We start from the raw sequence: 26,657 nt of genomic DNA, 5'->3' as shown, positions 1-26,657 counted from the left end.
GGGGCGGGATTCACCGCAGGAACGACCCTCCCGGACGCCCGGACCCCGCGGGCACCGTTAATGCGGTCGCGGGTCCGCTCCGGCCCTGCGTAGGGTCGCAGCATGGGGAAACCGCTCGTCGCAGTGTTCAGTGGGGCCGGAATGTCGACCGATTCCGGGATTCCGGACTACCGGGGGCCGCAGGGGCTGTGGCGCCGGGATCCGGAGGCCGAGAAGCTGGTGACGTACGCGTACTACATGGCGGATCCGGAGATCCGGCGCCGGTCCTGGCTGATGCGCGCGGAGCTGGGGGCCCTGGGGGCGCAGCCGAATGCCGCGCATCTGGCCGTGGCGGGGCTGGAGCGCACCGGCACCCCGGTGCGGGTGATCACGCAGAACGTGGACGGACTGCACCAGCAGGCCGGGATGCCGCCGCGCAAGGTGTTCGAGCTGCACGGGACCGCCCGGTCGGTGGTGTGCACGGCCTGCCGTGCCCGGTCGGGGATGGACGAGGCGCTGGCCCGGGTCGCCGCCGGGGACCCGGATCCCGCCTGCTCCGCCTGCGGCGGGATCCTCAAGTCGGCGACCGTGATGTTCGGCGAACGGCTCGACCCCGAAGTACTGGCCCAGGCCGTGGCCGTGGCCAAGGGCTGCCAGGTGTTCATCGCCGTCGGGACCACGCTCCAGGTGCAGCCCGCCGCCTCGCTGGCCGGTATGGCCGCCGAGGCGGGGGCCCGCCTGATCATCGTCAACGCCGAGGAGACCCCGTACGACTCCCTCGCCGACGAGGTCGTCCGCGAGCCGATCGGGACCGCGCTCCCGGCCCTGCTGGCCCGTATCACCGAGGCCGCGGTCTAGGGGCGTCGAAGTCCCCTAGCCCGCGTCGGCCGCCCGGCGGAGCTCCGCGACGTCCAGCCTCTTCATCTTCATCATGGCCGCCATGGCGCGGGCGGCCCGCTCCGGGTCGGGGTCGGCGACGAGTTCGGTGAAGCCGGCCGGGATGACCTGCCAGGACACCCCGAACTTGTCCTTGACCCAGCCGCAGGCGGATTCCTCTCCGCCGTCCTTCGTGAGCGCGTCGTAGTAGTGGTCGGCCTCGGCCTGGTCGTCGCAGTCGATCTGGAAGGAGATCGCCTCGCTGAAGGTGAACTGGGGGCCTCCGTTGAGGCCGACGAACCTCTGGCCGTTGATCTCGAACTCGACGGTCATCACCGCACCCGTCAGGCCCGGCCCGGTCTCGGGGTAGCGGGCGACCCCGCCGAGCTTGCCGCCCTTGAACAGCGACACGTAGTAGTCGGCGGCGGCCTCCGCCTCGCCGTCGAACCACAGGCACGTGGTGAAACCGTTGCTCGTCATGACTGCCTCCAGGCGTGTGCCGGTCGAAGCGGGAAGGCGGTTCGCCCTCCCTCTCCCATACAGACCGGCCCCGGGCCCGAAATTCATCGGTGGGCCCGGGGCCGGTCGGTAAAGCGTCCTGAATGCACCCCAACGGCTTACACCGCCGGCTTGGCCGCCATGGAGAGCATCCGGTCGACGACGCGCTCGGCGGCGCCGCCGTCGTCCAGATCGCAGAACTCGGCGCGGAACGCGGCCCGTGCCTCCTTGAACTCCGCCCCGATCGCGTCAGCGCCCCGTACGGCCTCGATCAGGCTCGCCGAGTCCGCCAGCAGCGGCCCGGGGGCCTTGGCCTCCAGGTCGAAGTTGAAGCCGCGCAGCGTGGTCCGGTAGTGCTCCATGTCGTACGTGAAGAGCAGGATCGGCCGGTCGGTGAGCGCGAAGTCGAACAGCACCGAGGAGTAGTCCGAGATCAGGACGTCGGCGACGAGCAGCAGGTCCGTGGCGTCGGGCCAGCGGGACACATCGACGACGAACCCGTCGCGCACCTCGTCCCGTACCTGCTCGGTCACGTGGTGGTGGCCGCGGACCAGCAGGACGTGGTCCTCGCCGAGCTCGCGCCGCGCCGCGTCCAGGTCGATCCGGAGGTCCAGCTTGTAGCCGCCCGACCAGCCCTCGCGGTTCTCGCGCCAGGTCGGCATGTAGAGGACGACCTTCTTGCCCTCGGGCAGGCCGAGCCGGCGGCGGACCTCGGCGATCCGCTGCGCGTCGGGCTTGACGAGCGCGTCCGTGCGCGGGCTGCCGGACTCGATGACCTCGCCCTGGTAGCCGAGGGCCCGCTTGAGCAGGGGCGTCGCGTACGAGCTCGGGGAGGCGAGCAGCGACCACTGGGCGCTGTCGTGTTCCAGCCCCTCAAGGATCTCGGGGCTCGTGTAGTAGTCGTGGATGAAGTCGTGGCCGATCTCCTTGATCGGCGTCCCGTGCCAGGTCTGGACGACGATCTGGCCGGCGCGGCGCTGGAAGCGCCGCGGCACGTTGTCGTTCACGACGTAGTAGCGGGCCCGGGCCAGGACCTCCCAGGCCTCGGTGCTGTCGTACGGCACGGCGCGGGCGGTCGCGGGGACCTCGGCGCGGCCGTCGCGGACGAGCCAGACGTGGTCCAGCTTCTCCCCGCGGCGCAGCAGCTCCTCGTGGATGGCGCGGGGCGAGTCTCCCGTGCCGTTCCCCTGGTGGGTGTCGTAGACGACGATGTCCTTGACCGGGAGGGCGCGCTGCGCCGGGTAGGTCTCGTACCGGGTGACGCGCTGGGCGTACCGGGAGCGGTCGTGCGGGCTGAGCAGCGGGTCGGAGACGATCACCATGCGGTCGTAGAAGCGGGCCTCGACGCGCATCCGGCGGCCCTCGACGGTGATCGCGACCGGTCCGGCGTGCAGGGCGGTGGGCGCGAACTGCACGGGGGCGCCGCGGTCGACGCCGAGCAGACCCGCGGTGGTGCCGCCCTGGGCGAGCGGGCGCAGGGTGGGCCACCAGCGGCCCTTCGGCAGCGTGGTGCGGCCCGCGTAGGACTCGGGGAGGACGGGCTCGAAGGTGGATTCGAAGCGGTCGCCGTCCCGGGTGACGGGGTAGCTGAACTCGGTGCCGTGCGCGTCGTGCAGGACCAGCTCGTACGGCTCGTCGGTGGGCGCGACGAGGCGGCCCTTCAAGGTGAGGGTGCCGTCGTGGCCGGCGACCGAGTCGACGAGGGGCGGCGAGGGCTGCACGGAGAGGGTCAGGTGGCCGGTGTTGCCGCGCTTGGCGAAGAGGGCTCGGCCGGTGTCCCCGCCGGTCAGGGGCACGACCAGGCCGTCGAAGCCGCCGCGTTCGTCGTGCGCGAGGCGGTGCTCGGAGCCGTCGGCGCCGACCACGGTCAGGCTCCACGGCTCGGGGGCCCACTCGCCGGGCTCGCACTCGGCGTCCGGTACGGCGGCCAGCCCGGCCAGCGGTACGCGCACGGTGAAGGGGATCCGGCCGGCACCGCCGGAGCCGCTCGCGGCGGCGGTCTCGATCGGGAAGGTGAGGACGGCGGCGGTGGAGACGTGCTCGGCGCGCAGTGTGGCGCCGGCGCCGATCTCGGCGGCGAGCTCTCCGCTCACCTCCACGGCGTCCTCGCCGGACGGGCGGACGTCCAGGGCGCGGGCCCGGACCGTCTCGACCTGGATGGTGAGGGCGCCAGAGGCGTTCGGGACGATGCGGACGTCGGGGGTCACCCAGTGGGCGGGCGGGTTCTGGCCGGTGTCCGACTCGCCGCCCTTGAGGCGGGCGCGGTGCAGGCCGCCGGCGCCGGTGACGGCGACGGAGGTGGTCCATATGCCGTCGTTCCACTTGCCGCCCGACTGGAAGGCGGTGGGGTCGACGACGGCGGTGAAGCCGGCCCAGTCCGCGTGCCGCAGCGCGAGGTGCGCGGCGTTGACGGTGGCCATCGGGGAGGCGACCGTACGGGCGGTGACGACGGTGCGGCGGCGCTTGCCCCCCTCGCGGAAGACGAGCATCTTGCGCGAGCCGAGGCGGCTCTCCGCGCCGAGGTGGCCGGGCAGCGCGTATCCGCGCAGCAGCAGCTTGCCGTCGCTCCAGACGGCCTGCTCCAGGCGGCTGACGACGCGGCGCTCGCGCGCGCCGAGCGTGAGGATCTTGGCGGGGACGGGCGGACGGCCGTTCAGGAACGGGTAGTCGGCCTGCGGACGGGCGAGCCCCTTGACCGGGACGCTGTACGAGTAGTCGCTCTGGTGCTTGGTCAGGGCGATGAAGTCCTCGACGCGGCCTTCGCGGGCCAGGTACGCCTTGAGCCGGTCGGCGACGGTCAGGTCGGACCAGGGGCCGGTGCCGATCTCGCGGACGAGGCCGCCGACCTCCTTGACGAAGGCGGCGCGGAAGTCGGCTCCGCCCTCCCCGACGTACTTGTAGATGAGCGGGAGCTCCTCGCTCAGCACGTTGTAGTCGTAGTCGCGCAGGTAGCGGGCGTACTTGGCGCCCTCCTTGGCCTTGAGGGCCTCGCGGACCAGGCGGACGGAGGTGACGCGGTCGATCAGGGAGACCGGGTCGGTGGAGCGCTGGGTGATGGAGCGCTCGCCGGTCTCGCGCACGCGCCAGTGGTAGACGCAGTCGCTGATGACGTCGACGCTGGAGGCGAAGTAGTGCGCGGGGATGCTGACGGGGGCGTCCTCGTAGAGGATGCCCTCCGGGTACTGGAAGCCGTGCTCGTCCCAGAAGCTGCGCCGGTAGACCTTGTTCCACGCGGTGCGGTCGGTGACCAGCGCCGGGAACTTGGAGATGTGGGTCTTCAGCTGCGTCTTGGCGAAGGCCGCCCGGTGGCCCCAGGACTGCTGCATGCCCACGGAGCGGAACCGCTTCACGTTGCCGCCGGCGAAGTCCGAGCCGGTCTCGTCGAGGGCCGCTATCAGGCGCTCGTACGCGTAGTCCGGCATCGTGTCGTCACTGTCGACGAAGGCCAGGTACTCGCTGTCCTTGGCGGCGTGGCGGGCGCCCACGTTGCGGGCGGCGCCGAGTCCGGCGTTCTCCTGCATGACGACCCGGAAACGCTTGTCCCGCGCGGCGAAGGCCTTGGCGATGACGGCGCTGGTGTCGGTGGACCCGTCGTCGACGAGGATGCACTCGAAGTCGGCGAACGTCTGGGCGGCAATGGACTCCAGGCACTCGTCGAGATAGAGCTCGACGTTGTAGACGGGGACGACGATGCTCAGGCGCGGGGGCATGGGTGGCGGGTTCTCCAGCGTTTCAAGCTATTTCGATGATCAGGTGATGAGAGCATCCTACTCGGTAACAGGATGATAAAGTCCCCCCATCCTGGACATACGCCCCATGCCCCCCGGGGCGGACGGCAAAGAATTCAGCCGCCCGCCACCTCGGCGTCGGAGTCCGACCGAACGCCTGCTCAGACTTCGAGCTCTGCTTCGATCTTCGTGAGCTGGTGCCGGGCCATCGCGAGGTTGGCCCGGCCGCGGTCGAGCGCGAGATAGAGGAAGAACCCCTTGGAGTCGCGGCTCTTCATCAGCCGGATGAGGTGGTACTGGGTGCCGAGGGTGATCAGGATGTCCTCGATCTCGTCCTTGAGGCCGAGCATCTCCATGGTGCGGACCTTGGCACGGACCACGTCGGTGTTGCCGGCGGCTGCCACCGTGAGGTCGAGGTCCTTGCCGCCGCCGATGGTGCCGAGGGCCATGCCGCTGCCGTAGTCGACCAGGGCGGCGCCGATCGCGCCGTCGATGGTGGCGAGGGTCTCCTTGAGGGCGGTCTCCACATTGGCCATGACTGGCTCCACTTCTTTCTCTGGTGTTCCGGCTCTGGGTTCTGGCGAATTCCAGGCGGTTTACTGGTGTTTTCGGAGGGTTTCTGACGGTCTGGCGCGCCCGGTTCGTACCGGTTACGCCTGGTCCGTACGGATGTGTACGTGCGGGACTTCGGGGCCGCGGCGCCCGAGGACCTGGTCGATGAGCTCTGCGATGCGCAGGCTGGAGCGGCGGGCCTCCAGGTGGAGCCGGCCGACGTTGACGCGGGGTTCCGCGATGAGGGTGAGGACGGCGGCGTCGCCGGCCGCGTACGTGGCCACGTATCCGTGTTCGCCCCGTACGAGCAGCTCGCGGAATCCGCCCTGACCGGTGCAGTCGCTGAGCCGCTGGGCCACGCCGAGTGCGGCCGCGGTCAGTGCCGCGACGGACTCCACCTCGGTGGCGGCGCTGTCCTGCGCGAGTACGAGGCCGTCGGCGCTGCCGGCGAGGGCGCCGGTGAGCTGGGGAACCCGGGCGCGCAGCCTGCGGAGCTCGGCGAGTATCTCGGCTTCGGCCTCGGGGGGCACCATCGCCGTGCTCATGTCGGCCTTACTCCTTTCGGGCTGCCTCCGCTCGGAGCGGTCGGCGCGCTCGGAGCGCAGAGCCGGTCGCAGCGGGAGCCTCACAGGCTTGCCTCCAGTGCGTCGCGTAACCGGCGGAGCAGCGCCACGTCCGGGGATTGGGTCTGGGTGATCCAGTCGGGCAGGGGTGTTTCGACCGGCGCCAGGACCGGCGCGTGCGGGGTCTCGACCAGTCCGGCCGCCGCGAGGCGCCGTACGTCGAGCAGCGTGTGGAAGGCCGGGCGGCCCAGGACCCACGCGAGGTCCGCCGGGGTCCGCATCCCGTCCGCCCTGGCCAGCAGGGTCCGCTGGCGGGCGGTGACGGTCTGGCCGGGGGCGGCGGCGCGGGGCACCACGGGAGAGGTGTCCAGCAGCGGGTAGGGCCACACCGCGTCGAGCAGTTCCCTCCGGCGCCGGGTCTCGCGTTCGACGGCGGCCGCCGGGACCGAGCGGACGGAGCCGATCCAGTGGGTGGCCCCGCGGCGGAAGCGGGAGGGCCCGGTGCCCGGGGACAGTGCGAAGAAGGCGGCGTCGAATATGGCCGCGAGGTGGCAGATTTCCAGTTCGCCGCCGGCGAGGCCCCCGCTGTCCACGAGGAAGCGGGCGACCTGGCGGCGGGCGCCTGCCCGGTCCACGGCCTCGCGCCAGCGTTCGGGGGCGAGGCCGCCGCCGGTGGTGAGGAGGACGTCGAGACCGGGGGTGGCCGGGCTCTCGGCGTGCACGATGCGGCCGTCCTCCAGGAAGAGGGTGCCGCGGTCGCGCAGCAGGGCGCCGGTGGCGCGCTCGGCGGCGAGCCGGGTCAGGAGGGGCGAGACGGCGACGGCGGCGAAGCCGCCCATCTGGGCGGGTGTCATCTGAGGACCAGCCCCTCGGCGAGTATGCGGAGTCTGTGCCGGGCGAGGGCGAGGTTTCCGTCGGTGCGGTCCAGCCACAGGTGGAGGAAGACGCTGCTGTCGAAGCTGGTCTCGACGAAGCGCAGGACGTGGTAGCCGGTGCGGGTGGTGACGATCAGGTCCTCCACGGGCAGGCCTGGGCCCGACTGCCCGTGGTCCGGATCCGGCGCGGAATCCGGCACGGGCTGGGCGAAGGACTCGTACTCGGCGGCCGCCCGGGCCAGCTCGGCGGTCTCCGCGGCGGTGGTCTCGTGGTCGCCGACCGGCGATTCCCCGGCGGTGCCGAGGGCCAGTCCGCTGCTCCAGTCGACCAGCGCGGCCCCCCGCGCACCAGGCAGGGCCATGGCTTCGAGCAGGCATTCGTCGATCCCGGGCACGCGGGCTCCCCTCCCGGCCAGACGTGCGAGGTGCACGGTCTACGGCGCGACAGGAGGGAACTTACTCACGTTCCACAGCGCGGAAGGGGCTTCTGGCATTTTCCGCGGGAACATGCACAGAACCGCGCGGCTGCGTGGCCGGAACCCGTCGACTTCTGATCACGAATGTTGATCACGGCCGTCGGTGGCGCAAGAGGGCGCGTGGGGCGCACGAGGTTCACCACGGGCTCGGCCGGGGGCTCGATCAGGGTTCACGACCAGGGTTCACGAAGCAAGCGGAAGGTGCTCCGCGAGCCGGAAGGCGCCGCCCTCGCGCTCGACGTAGCCCTCGTGGCTGAGGGTGCGCAGCAGATGGTAGACGGTCGGCAGCGGAATGCCGGTGACACGTGCGAGCCGTTTCGCCGTCGCCCCGTTCTCGGCGTGCATCGCCTCCACGAGGCGCAGCGCCCGCTGCACGGAACCGATCAGGGTGGGTGCGCTGTCACTGTCCTTCTGACCGCCGTCGGTGACCATGAATACTCCCCCTGCTCCGGTACGAGTCCTGGCACCCCCATGAAAGTCCTTCACCGCCCACAATCCCAGCTGACTCGCGCACGCCCGGACATAAGATCAGCACGCCCCGGCCCCGCCGGCCCTCCGGCACCCTGCCCGGCGTGAGGCGCGGGAGCGGGCGTCCGGCCGTCGTCTCGATGTGATTCGGACACGCCTGCGGACGCGGCTCGGTCCCGGCCCTCCCCACCGCCCCCTCCCCCGTGTCACCCTGCCCGTCATGGAGCGGATCATCGAGGAGATACGAGAGGACCTGTCACGCCGCATCACCGTGACGGCGGACCGGCTCGCCGACCGGACGCTGGCCGAGGATCCCGCGTACGCCGCCCTGCTCGGCCGGGCCGGGCTGCGCGAGCGGATCCGCCTCGACCTCCGGCAGTCCGTCGAGGGCCTGGAGCGCGCCTTGCGCGGGCTGCCCGTGGAGCTCGCCGACGCCCGCGCCACCGGCGCGCTCCTGGCCGAACGGGGCCTGCCGCTCGCCTCGCTGCTGCGTGCCCGCCGGCACGGCGGCCGCATGGTGTGGCAGACCCTGGGCGAGGCGGTGGCCGCGCACGATCCGGCGGCGCTGCCCCGGCTGCTGCCGGCCGCGGCCCTGCTGTGGGACGTACTCGACCAGCTGACGGACGCGCTGTCCGATGGGTACCGCCGTGCGGAGACCGCCCGCTGCGACCGCGAACGGGAGCACCGGGCGGCCCTGCTGGACGCGCTGCTCGACGGTGCGGGCCCGGCGGACGGGCCCGCGGCCGAGCTGGGGCTTCCCGAGCACGGCCGCTTCGCGGTGGCCGTACTCGCCCCGGGCGCCCCGGGCGGGCCGGGCGCCCCGGACGGTCCGGGCGACGCGAAGGCCCCGCGCGTGCTGTGGCGGATCCGCGCCGACGGCGAGACCGCCCTGGTGGAGCTGGGCCACCATCCGCTGGAATCCGTACGGGAGCTGCTCGGCCCGCTCGGCGCCCGGGCCGGGGTCAGCCCGGTCGTCGGGAGCCCCGGGGACCTGGCCCGGGCCCGCCGGCTGGCCGCGCTCGCGCTGCGCACCGCCCCCGCGTCCGGCGGTCCGTGCACCGCCCTGCTCGACGAGCGGCTGCCCTCCGCACTGGTCGCCTCCCAGGCCGAACTCGCGGGCCGGCTGCGGCAGGTGGTGCTCGGTCCGGTGCTGGCGCTGCCCGCCGAGGACCGCCGGGTGCTGCTGACCACGCTGGGCACCTGGCTGACCTGCCAGGGGTCGACGACGTACGCCGCCCAGCGGCTGTACTGCCACCGCAACACCGTCTCGAACCGGCTGCGCCGGCTGGAGCGGCTGACCGGCCGCTCGCTCGCCGACCCGGCGCAGGTGGTGGAGCTGGCACTGGCCCATGCGGCCGTCCTCCAGCGCGTGCACGACCCGGCTACCTCGCCGGCTCCGCAGGCTCCGCCGGCCGGGCCGACTCCAGCAGGTACGGTACGTCGATCACCGCGACCCCCGGCATGAACAGGAGCCTCGCCTTCAGCCGGAACGCGTTCTGGTTGTGCAGGGGCTGCTCCCACCAGTGCCCCACCACGTACTCGGGGATCACCACGGACAGCATGTCCGTGCCCTCGGCGGCGGCCAGCTCCTGCACGTGCGCGAGCACCGGCCCGATGACCTCGCGGTACGGGGAGTGCAGGATCTTCAGCGGTACGCCCGGCTCGTGCTCCGCCCAGCCCTCGCGCAGCCGCCGCGCCTCCTCCTCGTCGGCGGCGACCGTGACGGCGGTCAGGGTGTCCGGCCGCAGGGCCTGTGCGTAGCCGAGTGCCTTCAGGGTCGGCGCGTGCAGGTTGGCGACCAGCACCAGCACGTGGTGGCGGGAGGGTTTGCGCGGTTTGACCCCGGGGGCGACGGTGACCTGCGCCGAGACGCGTTCGTAGTGCCGGCGGACCCCCTTCATGCCGAAGAAGAGCAGGGGCATCGCGATGACGACGAGCCAGGCGCCGTGCGTGAACTTGGTGAGCAGGACGATGATCAGGACCACGGCGGTCAGGGTGGCGCCGACCGCGTTGATCGCCAGCCGGCGGTGGATGTGGATCCGCTCCGCCTTGGGCGTGGCCGGGGAGGCGAGCTCGCGCCGCCAGTGCCGGACCATGCCCGCCTGCGAGAGGGTGAAGGAGACGAAGACGCCGATGATGTAGAGCTGGATGAGGCGGGTCAGCTGGGCGTCGAAGGCGACGATGAGGGCGACGGCGGCGAGCGCGAGCAGCACGATCCCGTTGGAGTAGACGAGCCGGTCGCCGCGGTTGAAGAGCTGGCGCGGCGCGTAGCGGTCCCTGGCCAGGATCGAGGCCAGCATCGGGAAGCCGTTGAAGGCGGTGTTCGCGGCGAGGATCAGCACGCCCGCGGTGACGGCCTGGAGCAGGTAGAAGAGGAAGTGCCAGCTCCCGAAGGTGGCGCGGCCGATCTGGGCGAGCGCCGTGGACATCGGGGTGCCGGGCGGCAGGCCCAGCTCCGTCGGGTCGGCGGCGACGTGCACCTCGTAGACCATGGCGAGGACGGTGATGCCGAGGAACATGGTCACCGACAGGACGCCCATCGCGGCCAGGGTGTTGGCGGCGTTGCGGCTCTTGGGCTTCCGGAAGGCGGGCACGCCGTTGCTGATCGCCTCGACACCGGTGAGCGCCGTACAGCCGGAGGCGAAGGCGCGCATCGCGAGGAGCACCAGGCCCAGGCCGGTGAAGGTGCCTTCCGCGGTGATCGGGAGGTCTGCGGACTCGGCGCGGATGGTGTCGCCGGTCGCGAGCCGGACGGCCGCCACGGCGAACATGACGTAGATGACGAGGACGAATCCGTAGGTGGGGATGGCGAAGACGCGTCCCGACTCCCGTACGCCGCGCAGGTTCATCAGCACCAACAGCGCCACGAACCCCACCGACAGGCCGACTTCGTGGTCGCTGAGGGAGGGGATCGCGGAGGTGATGGCGTCGACGCCGGAGACCACGGAGACGGCGACGGTCATGACGTAGTCGACGAGCAGCGCGCTGGCGGCCGTGAGGGCGGCGGTCTGGCCGAGGTTCTCGGAGCTGACGATGTACGCACCGCCGCCGCCGGGGTAGGCGTAGCAGGTCTGCCGGTAGGAGGCGACGACCACGATCATCAGGAAGACGATGGCGGCGGCCGCGTACCAGGTGAGGTGGAGCAGCGCGACGCCGCCGAGGGCGAGGATCAGCAGGATCTCCTCGGTGGCGTAGGCCACGGAGGAGAGCGGGTCGCTGCAGAAGATCGGCAGCGCGAGCCGTTTGGGCAACAGCGTCTCGCCCAGTCGTGCGGTGTCGAGCGGTTCGCCCACCAGCACGCGCTTCAGATTGATACGCCTCATTCCGGCATGATCGTGCATATTTCATGCAGTTTGCCCCTTATTAGGGCTGTGTCACGCGGCGGGCCCCGCGAACCCGGCCAGTTCCTCGGCCCGGTGGGCCAGCCACAGGTCGTGGCGGGCGCTCGGCGACTGCAGCAGCGAGCGCTCCAGCAGGGCCTCGATCCGGGTCAGCCGCTTGCGCGCCCCCGGTACCGAGATGCCGAGCGCGGCCGCCGCCGGGACCAGGTGCGCGTCGTGCCGCAGCCAGGCCCGTACGGTCTCGCGGGCGCCGGGCGGGGCGTCCGGTCCGGTCAGTGGCGCCAGGTGCGCACGGGCCCATGCCGACAGGTCGCGGTGGCGCAGTACGCCCTCCAGGTCCCCCGGGGCGCCGGCGGGGACGCCGGCCGGGACTCCGGGAGCGGCGCCCGGGCCGCCCGGGGTCAGCCGCAGCGCGAACGAGAGCTCCGCCTGCCCGGGCAGGCGCGCGAGGTCCGTGCCGAGCACCGACTCGACGAGGCGGAGCCGGGTGGCCAGCGTGTTGCGGTGGATCTTCAGCAGCCGCGTCGCGTGCGGGCCGAAGTTCAGCCACGCGTGGGCGGTGGCCCGCAGCTCCTGCGCACCGGGGTCCTGGGGGCGCCGGGGCTCGTACGTGTGCAGGGGTGCGAGCAGCGCCTCGGCCCAGCCGGTCCCGGCCGCGTGCGCGGCCAGCTCCAGCTCGGGCCCGGGGCCGAAGCGGGCGTGGCGCCCGGCGCGGCCGCGAGCCACGGCCAGGGCGTGGAAGGCCTGGGTGTACGCGGCCGGGGCCTCGCGCAGCAGCAGCTGCCCGCTGACCCCGACCGAGCGGTCCCGGGCCGCCCCCACCAGGGCCTCCGACAGCGGATCGTGCGCGGCGGAGCCCGCCGCGAGGCCGGCCGGGACCAGCGCGATGAGGTGGCGTACGTACACCGGGCAGCGCACGATCCAGGCCAGGCCGCCCGTCAGCTCCCCGCAGATCCGGGCCACCTCGCCCCGCTGCCCGGCCCGGCATTCCACGACGTACATCCGCAGGGGATCGGGCAGCGAGGGGCCGAGCGCCTCGGCGATCTGGCGGGCGGTGGAGAGCCGGCCGTTCATCAGCAGGTGCAAGACGGCCTCGCGGGCCCGCGATTCGGCGAGCTCGGCCCGCTCCTCGCGCCGCTCGGCCTCCTCGGCGCGCAGGACGAGTTCCATCACCGCGGCGGCGTCCGCGAGCAGCGCGGCCGCTCCCGGACGGTGCGGCAGGTCGAGTACGGCGGCCAGCGCGCGGCCCCCGTCCCCGTCCAGCGCGAACAGCAGCGCGGCCGAGCGCTCGTCGTGCAGGACGGCCGAGCGCACACCCCGGGCCCTCAGCTCAGCGGCCCCGCGGACGGCGAGCTCGGGGGTCTCGGCCTGGCCGGCGCCGGTGTCCACCACTCCGGTCCAGCCGCCCAGCCGGGCGGCGAGCCACTCCAGCAGGGCGGCCGAGCCGCCCGATCGGGCGAGCCGGTGCGCCTTGAGGACGTCCTCGGCCCGGCTGCGGGAGCGGTCGGCGGACGCGGTCGGGAGGGGCGGGTGCGAAATGTGAGGTTCCCTTCGGTCGGGGTGGCGCCGTCGCGGTCATGGTCACGGTCACGGTCACGGTCCACCATTCCACGCGTCACTGTGCCCCGTGATACCCCTCCCGCCCGGTCACTGTGCAGGGCGGACCCTGCGGACCGCACCGCGCCCGCCTAGGTTTGACGCGAGCGGCCGGGGTCCCGGGACGAACGGGGGATTTCCCGGGGCCCGGACGCTCACATCCGTGCTGCCGCGCTGCGGATCGCCTCCCGGATGCGGAAGTAGGTGCCGCAGCGGCAGATGTTGGCGATCGCGTCGATGTCCTCGTCCGTGGGCGTGGCGGTGCGCTTCAGCAGCGCGACGGCGGCCATGATCTGGCCGGGCTGGCAGAAACCGCACTGGGCGACGTCCTGTTCGAGCCAGGCCTCCTGCACGGGGTGCAGCTCGTCGCCGTTCGCCAGCCCCTCGATGGTGGTCACCGCCTTTCCCGCGCACGCCGAGACGGGCACCACGCACGGGCGGACGTCCACCCCGTCGAGATGGCTCGTGCAGGCCTTGCAGACGTCCACGCCGCAGCCGTACTTGGGGCCGCGCACGCCCAGCATGTCGCGGAGCACCCACAGCAGGGGCAGATCGTCGGGCGCGTCCACGGTGACGCTCCGCCCGTTGACGGTGAAGGTGTGCGAGGGCACGGAGGACTCTCCTGAGCTGGGCTGCCGACGGCCGGCTAGCGGGGATACGGGGTGAAGTCGACGTCGAAGTCGAGGGGGAAACTCCGGGGCTTGGAACCGGTGGCCCTGGCCCAGGCGTTGGCGATCGCACCGACCGCCGCCGGGACGCCGAGCTCGCCGGCGCCGCCCGGCTCCTCCCCGGTGGCCGGCAGTACGAAGACGCGTACGTCCTGCGGGGTGTCGCGCTGGCGCGCCCAGTGGAACTGGCTGTAGCTGCCCTCCAGCGGCAGCCCCTTGTCCAAGTGCAGCCCGGCCTTCAGGGTGGTGGAGATCGCGTCGGTGAGACCGCCGATCATCTGGGCCTCCAGTCCGCGCGGGTTGACGGGCAGACCCACGTCGACCGCGATGACGGCCTTGGTGACGCGGACGTGCTCCGGGTCGCGGGCGTCGATCTCGACCAGGCAGGCCGTACGGGACTTGTACTCCTCGTGGAAGGCGATGCCCTGCGCGCAGCCCGCCGGCATGGCCCGCCCCCACTCCCCCTCCGTCGCCGCCTTGTCGAGCACGGCGCGCTGGGCGTCGGTCTTCAGGAAGGTGCGCCGGAACCGGTAGGGGTCCTTGCCGGTCCGCGCGGCGAGTTCGTCGACCACGATCTCCTCGGCGCCCCGGGTGTTGGCGGAGTACACCGAGCGCCAGGACCCGGTCGGGATGCCGGTCGCCACCTCGCTGAGCCCATGGGTGGTCAGCCCGAAGTGGTAGGGGGACTTGATCGTGGTGTGGAACAGGGTCTGCGCGAGGGTCGCGTTGCCGATGCCGAGCGGCAGGCTGGCGGCGGTCGCGGTGATGATCTCGCCGAGCCCGTGCCGGAAGTCCGTCTCGGCGGCGGCCACCCGGTGCTCGAACGAGAGCACCTCGCCCAGCAGATGGGTGGCGCGGATCTTGTGGTGGGTGGCGGGGCGCATCCGGCCGTGCCGGGTGTCGTCGACGCGGGTCCACATCAGCCGGACCGGACGGCGGCAGGCCTTCGACACGCGGGCGGCCTCCAGGGCGGCGTCGAAGAAGAGCCGCCGCCCGAAGGAGCCGCCGGCCTGGACCACGTGCACGGTGACCTTGTCGAGCGGCAGGCCCAGGTCGGCGGCGATGCTCTCGCGGGCCACGATCGGGGACTTGAGCCCGGACCAGATCTCGGCGCGGTCCTCCCGTACGTCGGCCACCGCGGAGTTGGTCTCCATGGCGGCGTGGCTGACGAAGGCGAAGTCGAACTCGGCGTCCACGTACGGGGTGAGCAGCGGCGGCACCAGCAGCGGCGGAGTGGCGGCGCGCAGCGTGGCGCGGATCTGCTCGTCGGAGAGCCGGTCGGCGGGGCCGGGGCCCCAGGTGACCTGGAGGGCGGCCTTGGCGTCGAGGGCCTGGCCGAAGGTCTCGGCGACGACGGCGACCCCGGTCGCGATGGTGACCACGTGCAGGACGCCCGGCATGGCGCGGACGGCCGCGAGGTTGGCCACGGCCTTGACGCTGCCGCCCAGGCTGGGCGGGCGGCGCACCACGCAGGGCTTGGCGCCGGGCACGTCGAGGTCGAGGGTGTACTGCTGGGCGCCGGTCACCATGGCGCGGGCGTCGATCCGCGGGGTGGGCCTGCCGACGAGGGAGTGCTTCTCCGTCTTCTTCGGGGTGGCGCCGAGGACGATCAGGGCGGGGTCGGCGGCGGCCGCGGCGAGGCTTCCGTACCCGGCGGTACGACCGTCGGGGGCCCGTACGACGCCGCCCGCGGTGGTCAGCTAGGAGGCGGCGAGGTCCCAGCGGCGGGCGGCCGCGGCGACCAGGCGGGCCCGGGCGGTGGCGGCGCTCTGGCGGACCGGCCCGTAGAGGGAGCGGATGGAGTTGGAGCTCCCGGTGAGCTGGTTGAACAGCAGCTCGGGCCGCGCGTCGTCCAGTTCCACGCGGACGGCGGCCAGCGGGGCGTCGAGCTCCTCCGCGACGAGCATGGCGACGGCGGTGGTGAGGCCCTGGCCGACCTCCTCGCGCGGAAGCCGGAAGCGGATGCTCCCGTCCGTCTCCACGGAGAGGGCCAGCAGGGCGGAGGTGGGCGCGCCGGCCAGGATGAACAGGTCGCCGAGGTCCACCAGATCGGCGGGGGCGGGCAGGCTCGGGACCACGGCGTGGGCGGGCTGCGGGGCGAGGGCGTCGGCAGCGGCCCGCGTGACGAGGGCGAGCGTCGGCGCCGCGACGAGGTACGTGAGGAAGGAGCGGCGGCTCTGCCCGGTCATGTTCTCTGTCCCCACCTGCGATCCGTTCATTACCGACGCGTAGCGTAGCGATCACGGGATGAGCTGGGAAGCGGGGTGGCGTCGTTCCCGTGCGAGGACGGGGTCCTTCGTTCGGGGGGTACCCCCGCGGGGGCGTTGATCCGGCCCGTGTACGGATTCCGCCGCCCGGAAGGCTCGCACACCTCGTCCGTACGATCGATCCGCTTCCTCCGGAGCGCCGGTTTCCGGCCGCGGGAGGACGATGGAAGGACAGATGGCGGTACACGCCGACATCACGCGAGGAGGTGTGCGCGGTGACCATGTACATGGATGTCCACCACGGCATGAAGGGCATTACCGAAGCCGAGCTGCTGGCCGCCCACAACGCGGACCTGGCGATCGAGGGCGACGAGAAGGTGCACTTCGAGCGCGCCTGGGCCGACCCCGCTTCGGGCACGGTGTACTGCCTGTCCGAGGCGCCCTCGGCGGACGCGGTGATGCGCATCCACGAGCGGACCGGGCACCCGGCCAGCGAGATCCACCCGGTGCCGATCGTCGTGTGACGCCCGGGAGCTCCGGCAGGCCCCGGAAGGGCTGACCGGAAACGTTCGTACAGGCGAAAGGGGGGTCGGGAGGCCCTTGGCATATGCCTGAAGCAAGGCCCTTACGGATGTTGCCAAATGCCTTACGGGTAGTCGCCGCCTGTGCAACAGTCGTAACCGGTCCTTCCTTCAGACATGGCCGTGCCGCGCCGCCTGTATCGGAGTTCTCATGCCGTCCCACCTCTTCGCGGACCGTCCCGCGCAGCCACCCGAACCGGGGTCGGTGGACGCACTGATCTCGCAGACCCGGCGGCTCCGCGGCGAGGTGGACGCGGTGCGCCGCGACACCGCCGTCGACGAGGACGATGCCCAGGGACGTTGGCAGCGCGCACTGTGCGACCTCGCCGTCCACCAGCTCGACGACCTGGGCGAGCACTTGGGCCAGCTCAAAGAGGGCCTGCCGGCCGCCCCCGAGTTCGAGGTCGACGGGTCCTTCGCCGCAGGCGCGGCCGAGGGCGGCGCGACGCGGCCCGAGGCACAGCAGACCCGCATCGGCAGCGCCGAGTGGAACCTGCTGACCGACGAAGTCAACTGGTCCGAAGAGCTGTTCCAGATCTTCGGCCGCTCGCCGGAGGCGGGCCCGCTCCCCCTCGACGAACTCGGCTCCACCCTCTTCTCCGAGGACCAGCCGCTGCTCACCTCCATGGTGACGGCCTGTCTGGTCGACGGGAAACCGATCGACGGCGAGTTCCGCATCGTCCGGGCCGACGGCCGCGTCCGGACGCTGCACATGCGAGGCGAGCCGGTACTCGACTCCGACGGCTGCACGGCCTCCATGTGGGCCGTGTTCCGGGACGTGAGTGAACTGCGCCGAAGCCAGCGCGCCGTACGCGAGTCCCGTGACTCGCTACAGCGCCGGCGGGAGATCGCGCAGACCGAGCACCGGCTGGCGGTCGAGCTGCAGGAAGCCGTGCTCCCCCCGTGGCGCGGCTCCCTGCGGCTCCCGCACCACACCACCGGCGCGCTCGACGTCGCCGCGCACTACCTGCCCGCCGCGACGCGCGCGCTGATCGGCGGGGACTGGTACGACGCGCTCGAACTGCCCGACGGGCGCTCGCTGCTGACCGTGGGCGACCTGACCGGGCACGGGGTCACGGCCACCTCCGGGATGGCGATGATGCTCGGCGCCCTGCGCGGCATGGCGATGGCCGGGATCGAGCCGGGCCCGCTGATGGGCTGGCTCAACCAGCTCCTTGAGGCCTCGGTCCAGCCGGCGCTCGGCTCGGCCGTGTGCTGCCGCTACGATCCCGCGCACCGCGTGCTGTCCTGGGCGCAGGCCGGACACCCGGCCCCCCTGCTGTTCCGCGGCGGCTCGGGCCGTGCCCTGCAGCCGCCGGAGGGCGTACTGCTGGGCGCGACCTCCGGAGCGGCGTACGGGCAGGCCGAAGAGCGGCTGGAGCCCGGCGACGTGGTCGTCCTGCACACGGACGGACTGACGCCGCGCAGCATCGAGTTCGGCCGGTCGGACGGCGCAGGGCGGCTGCTGGCCCTCGCGCCGCGGTTCGCGGCCGCGCGGTCGGCGCAGGACTGCGTGCGGATGGTGGTCGAGGAGTTCGGCGTCGGTGAACGCGAGGACGACGCCTGCGTCTTGGTCGCCAGGGTCGGCGGCTGAGCACCTCGTGACGGATTCTGCCTCGTAAACGACTTCTGCCTCGTGACGGCTACCTCGTGACGACTTCCCAGGGCCGCGCCGCAGGGCGCGGCCTTTCTCTTGTCCGTACGGTCGCGGGCGCAGGCGCGGGTGCGGGTGCGGGCCTCGGCGCGGGGTGCACGCGCACCACTAGACGGTCTGCTGCGACGGGCTGTTCGGCAGGGCCATCTTGATCTCCTCGCGCAGGTCCTCGATCCGCGCGTACCCGGCGTACTGCCCGGTCAGCCGGTACATCTCGCGCAGCCGGTCCCAGGTCCGGTGCGAGGAGGTCTCGTTCATCGAGACCAGCGCGAGCCGGGCGTAGCGGTCGGCCTGCTCGGGGTCGTCGGCGATGAAGCAGGCCGACGCCATGGAGATGTAGTCGAAGATCTGCGAGCGCTGGTGGCCTCCGGAGCGCAGCCGCAGCGCCTCGCGGGCGTGCCGCTGGGCGATGGGGGCGGCCGAGGGGTCGTGGTCGGCGAGGGTGCGGAAGGCCAGGGCCTGCATGCCGTGCAGGTCCGCCTCGTCGAAGTTCTGCATCCAGCACGGCGGGGGGACGTCGCCCTTGTCCGAGACGAACAGGTCCTCGGCCTCGCCGAGGGTCCGGCGCATGGCCTGGCCCTTGCCCATCGCCGCCTGCGCCCAGGCCTCGATGGTGTGCAGCATGGCGCGGGTACGGGGCAGGGTCTGCTCGCCGGATCCGGACTGGGCCAGCTTCATCAGGTCCAGGGCCTCGTGGGGCTTGCCGAGGTGGACCATCTGGCGCGCTGCCCGGGAGAGCGCCTCGCCCGCCCGCGGCCGGTCCCCGCCCTCGCGGGCCGCGTGCGCGGCGATGATGAAGTACTTCTGCGCGGTCGGTTCGAGACCCACGTCGTGGGACATCCAGCCCGCCAGCACCGCCAGGTTGGCCGCCACCCCCCACAGCCGCCGCTGGAGGTGGTCGGGGTGGTGGTACGCCAGCATGCCGCCGACCTCGTTGAGCTGGCCGACCACGGCCTTGCGCTGCAGTCCGCCGCCGCGGGAGGCGTCCCAGGCGCGGAACACCTCCACGGAGCGCTCCAGCGCATCGATCTCCTGGGAACCGATGGGGGCGGCTTCGTAACGGTCGTAGCCGATCGGATCGGCCTGGTAGGAGTCGCCGAAGTTCTGCGGGGCCTTGACGGGGGCGGGGTCGGTGTGGAGCCAGTCGTTCATGGCGTGGGTGAGGGCGGAGCCGGCGGTGAGCGCGACACCCGCGCCCATCAGACCGCGACGGTTGAGCATGAGGTCCATTCCCGTGAATTCGGTGAGGACCGCGGCTGTGCGTTCGGGCGCCCAGGGCATTCCGTCGGGGTTCTCCTTCGCCCCGTCCGGCTGCCGTTTGGTGGTGCGCCGCTGCCGTACGAACCCGAGGTCCTCGATGGTCACGACACGACCGAGCCGCTCGGTGAACAGGGCTGCCAGTACGGTCGGCACCGGTTCGCGCGGGGTCTCCCCCAGGTCGATCCAGCGCCGCACCCGCGAGGTGTCGGTGGCCAGCTGGTGGTGGCCCATGGCCGCCGCCTGCCGGTTGACCATCCTCGCCAGCTCACCCTTCGACCAGCCGGCCAGGCCGAACAAGTCGTTCAGGCGGGTGTTTGGTCCTTTGCTCACGTCAAGCCCCCAGGTTCTCGGCTGATTTGACAGTAGCCCGCCGTCAGAGGCCCCGTGCATATTCGCCAGGCTTCGCCAGGGCACGCTTCGTGGTCCGCCACCCACGGCCGGGTGTCAGGTAGGAATGCGCCTCCCCGACCCGGTCTCCGGGCGGAACTCCCCAGGGTGAAGTACGGGACCGGCGGGGTGGCGTACGCAACTCGTCGGCGCACGAAGGGATCCGTAAACGCCATGTACGCAGCAACGTCCTCCGTGTCCGCCCCGGTCCGGCCGCACCGCACGCTCCAGGCGGGCGGCGGCCCCTACCTCGATCCCGGCCGCCAGGCGGCACCGGCGCAGGGCGCCGTACGGGCGCGGCGGATGCCGGGTGCCGGATCGCAGCCGCTCAGCGGAAGAATCGACCTCTCGGGGCCGCAGGGCGCGCAACTGCGCACCGCGCTGGCCTCGGTGCAGCGGATCTGTCCGGAGTTCGCTCCGGTCCAGGTGCTGCGGCGCAGCGGCCGGTCGGTCCTCCTGGTCGGGACGACAGGCCGGATGACCGCGGTCGCCAAGGTTTTACTGGACCACTCGCCGGAATGGCGCGAGCGGTACCGGCACGAAATAGCGGCGTACCGGGCGTTCGTCCGGCACCGCCCGCCGGTCCGGGTGCCGCGGCTCATCGCCGCGGACCCCGAGAACTGCACGCTGGTGGTCGAACGGATGGCGGGCCGGGTCGCGGCTTTGCAGAGGCACCCGGTCGAGGCCCCGCCGCGGGCCGACGTACGGGCCGCGCTGGGCGCGGTGTGCCGGGTGAACCAGTGGCGTCCTCCGGCCGATCTCTTCGGGGACCCGCTGAACTACGGGCAGCGCGTGGCGCGGTACCACGAGCTGGGACTCCTGACCGACCGGGATCTGGGTGACCTCCAGAAGCTGCTGTGCGGACTGAAACTGGCGGGCGTCCAGCGGCAGTTCAACCACGGTGACGCGCTCCTGTCGAACCTGCTGCTGTCGCCGGCGGGGCCGGTGCTGCTCGACTGGGAGCACGCGGGCTGGTACCTGCCCGGCTACGACCTGGCCACGCTGTGGACGGTGCTGGGTGACGCACCGGCCGCGCGCAGCCAGATCAGCCGGCTGGCGCAGTCGGCGGGTCCCGCCTCGCGGGACGCGTTCCTGGTCAACCTGATGCTGGTGCTGACGCGGGAGATCCGGATGTGTGAGACGGCGGTCCAGCGCTCCATGCTGGCGAGCGCCCCGAACCACCCGCTGCCGGCGGGCACGCTCTCCTCCGGCGAGGAGCAGCGACTGCTGCTGCGCCGTCTGCACGACGACTGCGGCATGGCCCGCAGGGCGGTCCGCGCGGCGGTCGGAACCCGCTGATCCCGGCGGCCCGACCCCGTACGAAAATCCCGTGCCGTACGCACCCGGTGTGCGTACCACGGGATTTCGTGCGTTCCGGGCCGTATCGCCACCCCTGCGCATGTCTTGACATCACATGATCCCCCGAACACCTTTTCTGACTCGGCATCAGAACTGTTGGAGCCGCCGACCGTCCCCGCCTCCCCACTCCGCTGGAGCCCGCCCATGTCCGCTAGCGCCGAGTCCGCCTGTCCCGCCCCCGCTCCCCCCGCTCCCCCCGTCTCGCCTCCCTCCGCCTCCCCTCCTTCCCGCCGTGCGGTCCTCGCCGGGGCCGGTGCGGGGGTGCTGGCCGCAGCCGTGCTGCCGCCGGCCGCCGCGCTGGCGGACGGGTCCAGTGCGGGACTTCCGCTCGGCGAGTACGACGTCGTCGTGGTCGGCTCCGGTGCCTCCGGGATGACCGCCGCGCTCACCGCCGCCCAACGCGGGCTGAGCGTGCTGGTGGTCGAGAAGGCGCCCACGTTCGGCGGTTCGGCGGCGCGCTCCGGGGCCGGGATCTGGCTGCCGAACAACTCGGTGATCCTGGCGGCGGGCGTGCCGGACACCCCGCAGAAGGCGGCGGCGTACCTGGCGGCGGTCGTCGGCGACGGCTCGCCGGCCGACCGGCAGGCCGCCTTCCTCGCCAACGGCCCGCGGATGCTGGACTTCGTGATGGCCAACAGCCCGCTGCGCTTCCGGTACATGGACGGGTACAGCGACTACTACCCGAACCTGCCGGGAGGGCTGCCGAACGGCCGGTCCATCGAGCCCGACCAGATCGACGGCCATGTCCTCGGAGCCGAACTGGCCCGGCTGAACCCGGCGTACATGCCGGTGCCGGCCGGGATGGTGGTGTTCAGCCAGGACTACAAGTGGCTGAACCTGGCGGCCGTGAACGCCAAGGGCCTCGCGGTGTCCACGGAGTGCCTGGCGCGCGGCGCCAAGGCCGCGCTGTGCGGGCAGAAGCCGCTGACGATGGGGCAGGCCCTGGCGGCCGGGCTGCGGGCCGGGCTGATGCGGTCGGGGGTGCCGGTGTGGCTGAACAGCCCGCTGGTCGACCTGGTGCAGGAGGGTGGTGCCGTCACCGGCGTGGTGGTGGAGAAGGAGGGAGTACGGGGTGTCGTACGGGCCCGCAAGGGCGTGATCGTCGGCTCGGGCGGTTTCGAGCACAACGCACAGATGCGGGCGCAGTACCAGCAGCAGCCGATCGGCACCCAGTGGTCGGTCGGCGCGAAGGAGAACACGGGCGACGGGATCCGGGCGGGGCAGCGGGCCGGGGCGGCGCTGGCGCTGATGGAGGACGCGTGGTGGGGTCCGTCGATCCCGCTGCCGGGCGAACCGTACTTCTGCCTGGCGGAGCGCACCCTGCCCGGCGGGCTGATGGTGAACGCGGCGGGCGCGCGGTTCGTCAACGAAGCGGCCCCGTACAGCGACGTGGTGCACGTGATGTACGAGAAGGACCGCGGGGCGACGGGCTCGCACATCCCGGCCTGGCTCATCGTGGACCAGAACTACCGCAACAAGTACCTGTTCAAGGACGTCCTGCCGACGATCGTCTTCCCGGACGCCTGGTACGAGGCCGGTGCGGCGAAGAAGGCGTGGACCTGGGACGCGCTGGCGGGCCAGATCGGGGTCCCGGCGGGGGCGCTGCGCGCCACCCTGAACCGCTTCAACGCCCAGGCGTGGAACGGCACCGACCCCGATTTCCACCGGGGCGACACGGCGTACGACCACTACTACACGGACCCCGGCGTGCAGCCGAACTCCTGCCTGGCCCCGATCTGGGCGCCGCCCTTCTACGCCTTCAAGATCGTGCCGGGTGACCTGGGCACGAAGGGCGGCATCGTGACGGACGCCCGGGCCCGCGCGCTGCGCCCGGACGGTTCGGTGATCCGGGGCCTGTGGGCGGCGGGCAACGCGAGCGCGGCCGTGATGGGGCACAGCTACGCCGGGGCGGGATCCACGATCGGTCCCGCGATGACGTTCGGCTACGTGGCGGCGAACGACGTCGCGGACACCCCCTAGGGGGGCGCCCCGGACGCCGCGGCCCTGCCTAGCCCTGCTGGAAGAGCTCGGCGGGGAGCGGCTTGAGGAGGGCGTACAGGTCGTCGGTGATGGGCCGGTCCCAGCTGGCGATGGTGACCAGCACGTTGTCGCTGCGGTCGAACTGCACGCAGCTGATCCGGCCCTCGGAGAGCTTGACCTTCCGGACGATGAGGAGGTTGTCGCCCTGCATGACGGGGCAGTCCTCGATGCCGGTGATCTCGACGTCCTCGTCGTTCTCGAGGGCGTCGAGGAGCTGGGCCACCTCGAAGGGGACCTGGCCGTCGGCGAGCTCCCGGGCCGGTGATCCCTCGGGGAGGTTGCCGATGATCATTGCGGGACCGCGTCCGCCGAACAGGTCGTAGCGGAGAAAGACGCCCTGGCAGCTGCCGTCGGGCGCGGGCAGCAGCCCGGCCCCGAGATTGCCCGGCCAGTCCCCCGGGTCCATGGCCAGGACGTCGAAGTCCGGGCCGGCGGGTGTGGCGGCGCGGTTGCGGCGGAGGAAGGACATGCCGCCATGGTACGTGCCCGCCCCGCTTTTCCGGCCCCGGGGCCGCCGCCACGGCCTTCCTGTCTCCGCTCCGGCCCGGGGCGGGGGGCTCCGCGGGGACGCGGTCGGTCCGCGAACCCCGGACGGGCCGGTATCCCGGCGCCGGCGGAAGCCGGCGCCCCCCTCACCGGTCCTGCGCGTGTGCCTCCGGCCTCACCGGTCCTGCGCGTGTGCCTCCAGCGCCTGGGCGAGGCCGGGCCGGTCCGTACCCAGCTTCCGGCAGGCCGCCGACAGCTCCCGCTCCCGGCCGCGGGCCGCGGGATCCTCCCGTACGGCCTGCTCCGCCACCCGGCGCTCCTCCTCCGTCAGCCCGTCCGCCCACACCCCGTCCCCGGCGGCGCCGCCCAGGCTCGCCACGAGCCCGTCCGCGCCGCACTCGCGCCCCGTCTCCACCGCCCTCGCCAGCAGCTCCGCGTCGCCCAGCTCCGTGCCGAGCGCGGCCAGCGCGCACGCCAGCTCGTACCCCGCCGGCGAGGCCGACAGCAGTTCGACCGACTCCCTCAGCAGCCCCGCCCGCTCCCCCGGGACCGCCACCTCCGCCGCCACCCGCAGCGCCTGCCCCACCCCCGAGGGGGCGCCGAAGCCTCGGGCCCGCCGGATCGCGTCGGCCGCCAGGGCCCGCGCCCGGGCCGGCTCCTCCGCCGCGACCGCCCTCGCCAGGTGCAGCTGCCAGGGGCACCAGGACGGGTTGCGGATGCCGCGCGGGCTCAGCCTGCGGTCCACGGCCTCCAGTTCGGCCGCCGCCGCCTTCGTCTGGCCGCGGGCCAGCAGCAGTTCCGCGTACACGGTCTGCGCATCGGGGAAGACCACGGCCGCCGGGAAGGACTCCCCGAACGCGTGCTCCCGCGCCAGCTCCCACGCCTCGTCCACCCGTCCCCGCGCGAGCAGGGTCGTGGCGAGGATCGCGATGGCGTACCAGTGCACGGGCGTGCCGCGCCCCACACGCTCGGCGAGCCTCAGCCCGGCCCGGGCCAGCTCCTCGGCCTCCGCGAGCCGCCCGCGCCGGTAGCGGATGTACGCGCGCAGGCTGTACGCGAACGACAGGTGGGCCCCGCGCCAGCCATGCCGCTCGAACTCGGCCGTGCCCGCCTCGAACAGCTCCTCCGCCCGGCCGGGCCGGTCCGCGTACATGTGGACCATGGCGGTGAGCACCGGCACCTCGAACCCCCGGTCCTCGTGCGCCCAGCTGAACTCGGCGCCCAGGGCGCGCACCGCGTGGTGCAGGACCACGTCCACCGGCTCCCCGCGCAGGCAGGCGTCCCAGGCGCGCAGGCCGATGACGTACCGCTCGGTGAGGTCGCGGCCGGTCAGCCGGTCGGCGAGCCTGGTCAGCCGGCGCGAGCGGGCCGGGGAGTCGGGTTCGGCCGCGTCGAAGGCGTCCCACATGAACTGTTCCGACTGCAGGCGCAGCCGGGCGCGGACGTCCCGGGTGTACGGGATCTCCCGCGCGAGCGCGTCGGAGGCCTCGGCGAGGCGGTCGCTGTGGGCGAGGACCTGGGCGAGCCGGATGACGATGCCCTGGCGCAGGGCCGGGTCGTCGAAGGGCTCGGCGAGCGCGGCCCGCAGGTGGTTGACGGTGTTGGCGGGCTCGGTGAGCAGGGAGGCGCAGCCGAGCTCGTACAGCACCGCGGCGCGCTCGTCGAAGTCCGGGGGTTCGCGAAGGGCGCGCGCGAGCTGGCGGCGGGCGGCCTCGGGAGCGCCGGCGCGCAGGTTCTCGGCGGCGGCCGCGCGCAGGGTCCGTACCACCCAGGGGTCGTTCTCGGGGTGGGTCTCCAGCAGGTGCCGGGCGGCGGCCGAGGACCCGAGTCCGGCGTCGACGACGGCGACCGCCGCCTGTCCGTGGAGGGCGACGCGCAGGGCGTCGGGGATGGCCCGGTAGAGGGCGGTGGCGATGAGCGGGTGGACGAACTCCAGCCCGTCGTCGGGCCCCTCGCCGGGACCGGACAGGATGCGGGCGTCGCGCAGCCGCGCGGTGGCGCGCGCGGCCTCCTCGGAGCCGAGCCCGGCGACGCGGGCGGCGAGCTCCTGCGGGATGGCGGTGCCCAGGACCGCGCAGGCCCATCCGAAGCGGACGGTGGACGGGCCGAGCCGCTCGAAGCGGGCGACGAGGCCGCTGCCGCGCTGGGCGGCGGCGAGGTCGCGCAGCAGCGGGGCGCTGGCCGAGGTGGGGTCGAGGCCCTTGTCGCGGACCTTGGCGGTGAGCTCGACGGCCTCGAAGGGGTTGCCGGTGGTGACGGCCCAGGCCTCCCGGCAGAAGGCGTCGTCGGCGTGGTCTCCGACGGCCTCGCGGACCAGGCCGGACACGGCGGCCTCGGTGAGCGGCGCGAGGGACAGCGGCCGGTGTCCGGCGCGGCCGGGCAGCGTACGGAAGGCCTCGGCGTGGGCGGGCAGTTCCTCGGGGCGGTACGCGACGACGAGGAGCAGCGGGAGGTGTTCGGCGCGCGGGGCGAACGCGGCGAGCCAGGAGAGGGATTCGGGGTCGGCCCAGTGCGCGTCGTCGAGGACGAGGGCGACGGGCGCCCGCTGCACCGTGAGGTGGGTGAGCACCCAGTCGAGCCCGTCGCGCAGGCCCTGGGGGTCGGGCGGGGCGCCCTGTTCGGGGGCGCAGAGCCCGAGCGCGGGGCCGACGATGGAGTACCAGCTGCCGAGGGCCGCGCGCAGTTCCTCCTCGGAGCGGCCGGCCAGGTGGGGCTGGATGAGCTGGCGGGCGACGTGGAACGGCTGGGTCTGCTCCTGCTCGCCGCCGCGGGCGGACAGCAGGGTGCAGTCGCGGGCCAGGGCGCGGCGGCGCACCTCGGCGAGGAGGGTGGTCTTGCCGAGGCCGGCGGGACCGGAGAAGGCGAGCAGCGTGCCGCCGGTTGCGGTCCTGGTGCCGCCGAGCTGCGCCAGGGCCTCGTCCACGATGGCGAGTTCGGCCGCTCGTTCGAACATTTTGCGCCGCACGCGGGTCGGGCGTTCCGTCATGACTGGTACCCCCCAGGCCGGTTCGGGGGCATCAGCGTACGCCCGCGCACGCACGGGCGAAGGCGTTCGGCCGAGAA

Annotated in this window: 21 protein-coding genes; 6 read left to right on the top strand and 15 right to left on the bottom strand. The window is 73.1% G+C overall.

Translation table 11 applies throughout. From position 1 onward, the window contains the following. Positions 1-102: 102 nt before the first annotated feature. Entirely contained in the window at positions 103-837 is a 735-nt protein-coding gene (locus tag ACFYXV_RS10595; protein ID WP_389382627.1) for an NAD-dependent deacetylase, read from the top strand. Positions 838-852: 15 nt separating this feature from the next. Here ACFYXV_RS10595 and ACFYXV_RS10590 read toward each other — a convergent pair whose 3' ends face one another. The 7 genes from ACFYXV_RS10590 to ACFYXV_RS10560 all read right to left on the bottom strand — a co-directional run bounded on the left by ACFYXV_RS10590 (position 853) and on the right by ACFYXV_RS10560 (position 7,979). After that, positions 853-1,335 carry a VOC family protein gene (locus tag ACFYXV_RS10590; RefSeq protein WP_385464586.1) on the bottom strand — a complete coding sequence of 161 codons (483 nt, stop codon included), beginning with the start codon at positions 1,333-1,335 and terminating at the stop codon, positions 853-855. Between the two features lie 137 nt (positions 1,336-1,472). Then, entirely contained in the window at positions 1,473-5,063 is a 3,591-nt protein-coding gene (locus ACFYXV_RS10585; RefSeq protein ID WP_389382625.1) for a CDP-glycerol glycerophosphotransferase family protein, read from the bottom strand. Between the two features lie 179 nt (positions 5,064-5,242). Further along, positions 5,243-5,617, bottom strand: coding sequence for a hypothetical protein (locus ACFYXV_RS10580; protein ID WP_030157853.1), 375 nt, complete (start codon positions 5,615-5,617; stop codon positions 5,243-5,245). Positions 5,618-5,731: 114 nt separating this feature from the next. Then, on the bottom strand, positions 5,732-6,178 hold the full coding sequence (locus ACFYXV_RS10575; RefSeq protein ID WP_389382622.1) for a roadblock/LC7 domain-containing protein: 447 nt from the start codon (positions 6,176-6,178) through the stop codon (positions 5,732-5,734). An 80-nt stretch (positions 6,179-6,258) separates the two neighbouring features. Beyond that, entirely contained in the window at positions 6,259-7,050 is a 792-nt protein-coding gene (locus tag ACFYXV_RS10570; protein ID WP_385464592.1) for a transcriptional regulator, read from the bottom strand. Beyond that, positions 7,047-7,466, bottom strand: coding sequence for a hypothetical protein (locus ACFYXV_RS10565; protein ID WP_385464595.1), 420 nt, complete (start codon positions 7,464-7,466; stop codon positions 7,047-7,049). Before ACFYXV_RS10565 ends, ACFYXV_RS10570 begins: the two co-directional genes overlap by 4 nt. 264 nt (positions 7,467-7,730) lie before the next feature. Further along, entirely contained in the window at positions 7,731-7,979 is a 249-nt protein-coding gene (locus ACFYXV_RS10560; RefSeq protein ID WP_048477985.1) for a helix-turn-helix domain-containing protein, read from the bottom strand. A 256-nt stretch (positions 7,980-8,235) separates the two neighbouring features. On the opposite strand from ACFYXV_RS10560, the gene ACFYXV_RS10555 reads away from it, so the two are divergent. Next, entirely contained in the window at positions 8,236-9,480 is a 1,245-nt protein-coding gene (locus tag ACFYXV_RS10555) for a helix-turn-helix domain-containing protein (RefSeq protein WP_389382619.1), read from the top strand. On the opposite strand, the gene ACFYXV_RS10550 is transcribed toward ACFYXV_RS10555, so the two are convergent. From ACFYXV_RS10550 to ACFYXV_RS10530, 5 genes are all read right to left on the bottom strand, one after another. Then, entirely contained in the window at positions 9,398-11,338 is a 1,941-nt protein-coding gene (locus tag ACFYXV_RS10550; protein WP_385464602.1) for an APC family permease, read from the bottom strand. The two genes, ACFYXV_RS10555 and ACFYXV_RS10550, sit on opposite strands and share 83 nt — an antisense overlap. Positions 11,339-11,389: 51 nt before the next feature. Then, positions 11,390-12,745 (bottom strand): helix-turn-helix domain-containing protein, encoded by a 1,356-nt coding sequence (locus ACFYXV_RS10545; RefSeq protein ID WP_389382617.1) that lies wholly within the window; start codon positions 12,743-12,745, stop codon positions 11,390-11,392. 362 nt (positions 12,746-13,107) lie between these two features. Next, positions 13,108-13,563, bottom strand: a complete 456-nt coding sequence (locus ACFYXV_RS10540; protein WP_383338877.1) for a (2Fe-2S)-binding protein — start codon at positions 13,561-13,563, stop codon at positions 13,108-13,110. Positions 13,564-13,598: 35 nt separating this feature from the next. After that, on the bottom strand, positions 13,599-15,149 hold the full coding sequence (locus ACFYXV_RS10535; RefSeq protein ID WP_389382614.1) for a xanthine dehydrogenase family protein molybdopterin-binding subunit: 1,551 nt from the start codon (positions 15,147-15,149) through the stop codon (positions 13,599-13,601). Between the two features lie 171 nt (positions 15,150-15,320). Continuing rightward, entirely contained in the window at positions 15,321-15,809 is a 489-nt protein-coding gene (locus ACFYXV_RS10530) for a molybdopterin cofactor-binding domain-containing protein (protein WP_389382613.1), read from the bottom strand. Between the two features lie 293 nt (positions 15,810-16,102). Here ACFYXV_RS10530 and ACFYXV_RS10525 point away from each other — a divergent pair, with 293 nt between their 5' ends. Further along, on the top strand, positions 16,103-16,351 hold the full coding sequence (locus ACFYXV_RS10525) for an SCO4226 family nickel-binding protein (protein WP_383338881.1): 249 nt from the start codon (positions 16,103-16,105) through the stop codon (positions 16,349-16,351). Positions 16,352-16,559: 208 nt separating this feature from the next. Next, on the top strand, positions 16,560-18,002 hold the full coding sequence (locus tag ACFYXV_RS10520) for a PP2C family protein-serine/threonine phosphatase (RefSeq protein WP_389382611.1): 1,443 nt from the start codon (positions 16,560-16,562) through the stop codon (positions 18,000-18,002). A gap of 168 nt (positions 18,003-18,170) precedes the next feature. On the opposite strand, the gene ACFYXV_RS10515 is transcribed toward ACFYXV_RS10520, so the two are convergent. Further along, positions 18,171-19,652, bottom strand: coding sequence for a hypothetical protein (locus tag ACFYXV_RS10515; protein ID WP_385464616.1), 1,482 nt, complete (start codon positions 19,650-19,652; stop codon positions 18,171-18,173). A gap of 231 nt (positions 19,653-19,883) precedes the next feature. On the opposite strand from ACFYXV_RS10515, the gene ACFYXV_RS10510 reads away from it, so the two are divergent. Next, complete coding sequence (locus ACFYXV_RS10510) at positions 19,884-21,008, top strand: aminoglycoside phosphotransferase family protein (RefSeq protein ID WP_385464620.1); 1,125 nt, start codon at positions 19,884-19,886, stop codon at positions 21,006-21,008. Positions 21,009-21,212: 204 nt separating this feature from the next. After that, positions 21,213-23,048, top strand: a complete 1,836-nt coding sequence (kstD, locus tag ACFYXV_RS10505) for a 3-oxosteroid 1-dehydrogenase (RefSeq protein WP_389382609.1) — start codon at positions 21,213-21,215, stop codon at positions 23,046-23,048. Positions 23,049-23,076: 28 nt separating this feature from the next. Here the strand turns inward: kstD and ACFYXV_RS10500 are convergent, their stop codons facing one another. Then, the gene (locus ACFYXV_RS10500; protein ID WP_383338891.1) at positions 23,077-23,577 is read right to left on the bottom strand and encodes a hypothetical protein; all 501 of its coding nucleotides are present in this window, start codon (positions 23,575-23,577) and stop codon (positions 23,077-23,079) included. Between the two features lie 192 nt (positions 23,578-23,769). Continuing rightward, positions 23,770-26,580, bottom strand: coding sequence for an ATP-binding protein (locus ACFYXV_RS10495; RefSeq protein ID WP_389382608.1), 2,811 nt, complete (start codon positions 26,578-26,580; stop codon positions 23,770-23,772). Between the last annotated feature and the right edge of the window lie 77 nt (positions 26,581-26,657).

The sequence above is a fragment of the Streptomyces sp. NPDC002181 genome, from assembly GCF_042890485.1.
Classification (GTDB): domain Bacteria; phylum Actinomycetota; class Actinomycetes; order Streptomycetales; family Streptomycetaceae; genus Streptomyces.
The sequence above is the reverse complement of the archived record's forward strand: the minus strand, read 5'-3'. Positions and strand labels throughout refer to the sequence as shown.

Excerpts from the sequence above, each read along its gene's own strand:
- ACFYXV_RS10520 (WP_389382611.1), top strand. The coding sequence starts at position 16,560 with ATGCCGTCCCACCTCTTCGCGGACCGTCCCGCGCAGCCACCCGAACCG.
- ACFYXV_RS10595 (WP_389382627.1), top strand. The coding sequence starts at position 103 with ATGGGGAAACCGCTCGTCGCAGTGTTCAGTGGGGCCGGAATGTCGACC.
- ACFYXV_RS10510 (WP_385464620.1), top strand. The coding sequence starts at position 19,884 with ATGTACGCAGCAACGTCCTCCGTGTCCGCCCCGGTCCGGCCGCACCGC.
- ACFYXV_RS10555 (WP_389382619.1), top strand. The coding sequence starts at position 8,236 with ATGGAGCGGATCATCGAGGAGATACGAGAGGACCTGTCACGCCGCATC.
- ACFYXV_RS10535 (WP_389382614.1), bottom strand. The coding sequence starts at position 15,149 with ATGGTGACCGGCGCCCAGCAGTACACCCTCGACCTCGACGTGCCCGGC.
- ACFYXV_RS10495 (WP_389382608.1), bottom strand. The coding sequence starts at position 26,580 with ATGACGGAACGCCCGACCCGCGTGCGGCGCAAAATGTTCGAACGAGCG.
- ACFYXV_RS10585 (WP_389382625.1), bottom strand. The coding sequence starts at position 5,063 with ATGCCCCCGCGCCTGAGCATCGTCGTCCCCGTCTACAACGTCGAGCTC.
- kstD (WP_389382609.1), top strand. The coding sequence starts at position 21,213 with ATGTCCGCTAGCGCCGAGTCCGCCTGTCCCGCCCCCGCTCCCCCCGCT.
- ACFYXV_RS10550 (WP_385464602.1), bottom strand. The coding sequence starts at position 11,338 with ATGAGGCGTATCAATCTGAAGCGCGTGCTGGTGGGCGAACCGCTCGAC.
- ACFYXV_RS10590 (WP_385464586.1), bottom strand. The coding sequence starts at position 1,335 with ATGACGAGCAACGGTTTCACCACGTGCCTGTGGTTCGACGGCGAGGCG.
- ACFYXV_RS10570 (WP_385464592.1), bottom strand. The coding sequence starts at position 7,050 with ATGACACCCGCCCAGATGGGCGGCTTCGCCGCCGTCGCCGTCTCGCCC.
- ACFYXV_RS10560 (WP_048477985.1), bottom strand. The coding sequence starts at position 7,979 with ATGGTCACCGACGGCGGTCAGAAGGACAGTGACAGCGCACCCACCCTG.
- ACFYXV_RS10530 (WP_389382613.1), bottom strand. The coding sequence starts at position 15,809 with ATGACCGGGCAGAGCCGCCGCTCCTTCCTCACGTACCTCGTCGCGGCG.
- ACFYXV_RS10575 (WP_389382622.1), bottom strand. The coding sequence starts at position 6,178 with ATGAGCACGGCGATGGTGCCCCCCGAGGCCGAAGCCGAGATACTCGCC.
- ACFYXV_RS10500 (WP_383338891.1), bottom strand. The coding sequence starts at position 23,577 with ATGTCCTTCCTCCGCCGCAACCGCGCCGCCACACCCGCCGGCCCGGAC.
- ACFYXV_RS10580 (WP_030157853.1), bottom strand. The coding sequence starts at position 5,617 with ATGGCCAATGTGGAGACCGCCCTCAAGGAGACCCTCGCCACCATCGAC.